Raw genomic sequence first — 2,500 nt, forward strand, 5'->3', positions numbered from 1 at the left:
CGCCTCACCCGCCGGCGGAACCGGCGGGTGACACGCGGACTGCGGATGGGCGACCCGGCCGGCGGCGGTCAGGCGACACAGGGCGACCGCCACGATCGAGAGGCACCTTACGGCGCCCCGGGCGCGACCGCAGCCGACGCGCGGCGCGGGCTCAGCCCCGCCGACGCCGGAGTTGCGCGATCACTCGCCGCCCTTCTGGACGTAGCCCTTCACGAACTCCTCGGCGTTCTCCTCGAGGACGTCGTCGATCTCGTCGAGGAGCGAGTCGACGTCCTCGGACAGCTTCTCGTGCCGCTCCTTGAGGTCGCTGGCCTCGTTGCCCTCGGCCACGACCTCCTCGACCTCGTCGGCCTGCCGATTGGTGTGCTGCTGCCCGCCGCCGCTGTCCCTGGTGGCCATGAAGCCCTCCTTCGATCGCCTGGCGCGACACTATCCCGCCTCACCGACACCATCGGTCGGATCGGTGAGAGGTCCACTCCATCACGAACTGACCGTCTCGTCGCGACGTCCGCCCAGGGCGCAACGCACGCAGGTCAGCCGGAGACCTACCCGGCCCGCCGACGGGCAACGATGGGCCCGCCAGCCGCGGACTCAGCGGCCGGCCAGCGCATCGACGAGGTCCGCGGCGGTGGCGCAGCGGTCGAGCAGCTCGCCCACGTGCGCCTTGGTCCCCCGCAACGGCTCCAGGGTGGGTACCCGCTGCAGGGAGTCCCGGCCGATGTCGAAGATCACCGAGTCCCACGACGCCGCGGCGACCTGCTGCGGGTAGCGGGCGAGGCAGCGCCCCCGGAAGAACGCCCGGGTGTCCTCCGGCGGCTCCGTCATCGCCCTGGTGACCTCGTCCTCGCTGACGACCAGATCGAACCGGCCGCGCTCGACGAGGCGGTTGTACAGGCCCTTGTCCGGCCGCACGTCGTGGTACTGCAGGTCGACGAGCTCCAGGCGGGGCGAGTCCCAGTTCAGGCCGTCACGCGAGCGGTAGCCCTCCAGGATCGCCAGCTTGGCGACCCAGTCGAGCTCCCGGGCCAGGCTCATCGGGTCGACCTCGAGCCGGCCGAGGACCGACTCCCAGCGGGACAGGATGTCGGCGGTCTGCGGGTCGACGTCGGAACCGAACCGGTTCTCCACGTACTTGCGGGCCTGCTCGAAGTACTCCATCTGCAACTGCACGGCGGTCATCTTCCGACCGTCGCGCAGGGTCACAAGGTGCTTGAGCGAGGGATCGTGCGAGATCGCCCGCAGCGCGGCCACCGGGCCGTCCACGGACAGGTCGACGCTGAACCAGCCATCCTCGATCATGGCGAGGACCAGCGACGTCGTCCCCACCTTCAGGTAGGTCGCGACCTCGCTCATGTTCGCGTCGCCGATGATGACGTGCAGCCGGCGGTACTTCTCCGGATCGGCGTGCGGCTCGTCGCGGGTGTTGATGATCGGACGCTTCAGCGTCGTCTCGAGGCCCACCTCGACCTCGAAGAAGTCCGCCCGCTGGCTGATCTGGAAGCCGGCCTCGCGGCTGTCCACGCCGAGGCCGACCCGGCCGGCGCCGCAGACGACCTGGCGGGAGACGAAGAACGGGGTGAGGTTGCGGACGATCTCCCCGAACGGGGTCGACCTGGCCATGAGGTAGTTCTCGTGGCAGCCGTAGGAGACGCCCTTGTTGTCGGTGTTGTTCTTGTAAAGGTTCACGGGCTTGGACCCGGGCACCGTCAGGGCGCGCCGCGCCGCCTCCGCCATCACCCGTTCACCGGCCTTGTCCCACAGCACGACGTCACGCGGGTTGGTGACCTCGGGCGAGGAGAACTCCGGATGGGCGTGGTCGACGTAGAGCCGTGCCCCGTTGGTCAGGATGACGTTGGCGAGGCCAAGGTCGTCCTCGTTGGCCGGCGCGCTGGGGTCGACCGCGGGCTCCCGGGGGAGCTCGAAGCCTCGCGCGTCCCGCAGCGGTGACTCCTCCTCGAAGTCCCACCGGGCACGGCTACCCGAGGACGACGTTCTGTTGGCATAGGAGTTCACCACCAACGACGAGGCCAACATCTGGTTGGTGTTCGGCTGACCGGGCACCGACACCCCGTACTCGGTCTCGATTCCCATGATCCGGCGCGCGCTCACTCTGCAAGCGTAGGTGCTGCGCGGGCGGTCGGTTGGCCGGACGTCCGCCTTGTTTGTTCTGAGCGGTGCGCACGGACCCGTTCCGTTCGACGCGGATCGGCGCGGCGAACCCCGAGCCGGACCCGTCGGAGGCCGGGGATCCCCCGGTCGGGGGCACCCTGCGCCGGGCGGGTCGCGGCGCGACCGGCACGCGCGGGTCGCCCACGGGCCGGTGACCGGCCGACCTGGGTGAAGGCCCTCATGGTGGGTCGCAGGCCCCGCGGACGGGGCGGGGGGCGACCTTCGGCGTGCGCATGGGTGGCGCGCGCATGCCGCGGGGGGGGGGGGGGGGGGGGGGGGGGGGGGGGGGGGGGGGGGGGGGGGGGGGGGGGGGGCCGCGGGGGGCGCCGCG

The 2,500-nt window shown here is 71.6% G+C and carries 2 protein-coding genes; both read right to left on the reverse strand.

Translation table 11 applies throughout. From position 1 onward, the window contains the following. Window positions 1–180 precede the first annotated feature (180 nt). On the reverse strand, window positions 181–399 hold the full coding sequence (locus ND748_RS24625) for a ubiquitin-like protein Pup (protein ID WP_251748358.1): 219 nt from the start codon (window positions 397–399) through the stop codon (window positions 181–183). A gap of 192 nt (window positions 400–591) precedes the next feature. Beyond that, entirely contained in the window at window positions 592–2,109 is a 1,518-nt protein-coding gene (dop, locus tag ND748_RS24630; RefSeq protein WP_374216023.1) for a depupylase/deamidase Dop, read from the reverse strand. Between the last annotated feature and the right edge of the window lie 391 nt (window positions 2,110–2,500).

Source organism: Frankia sp. AiPs1, from assembly GCF_023716945.1.
In the GTDB taxonomy this organism is placed as follows: Bacteria; Actinomycetota; Actinomycetes; order Frankiales; family Frankiaceae; genus Frankia.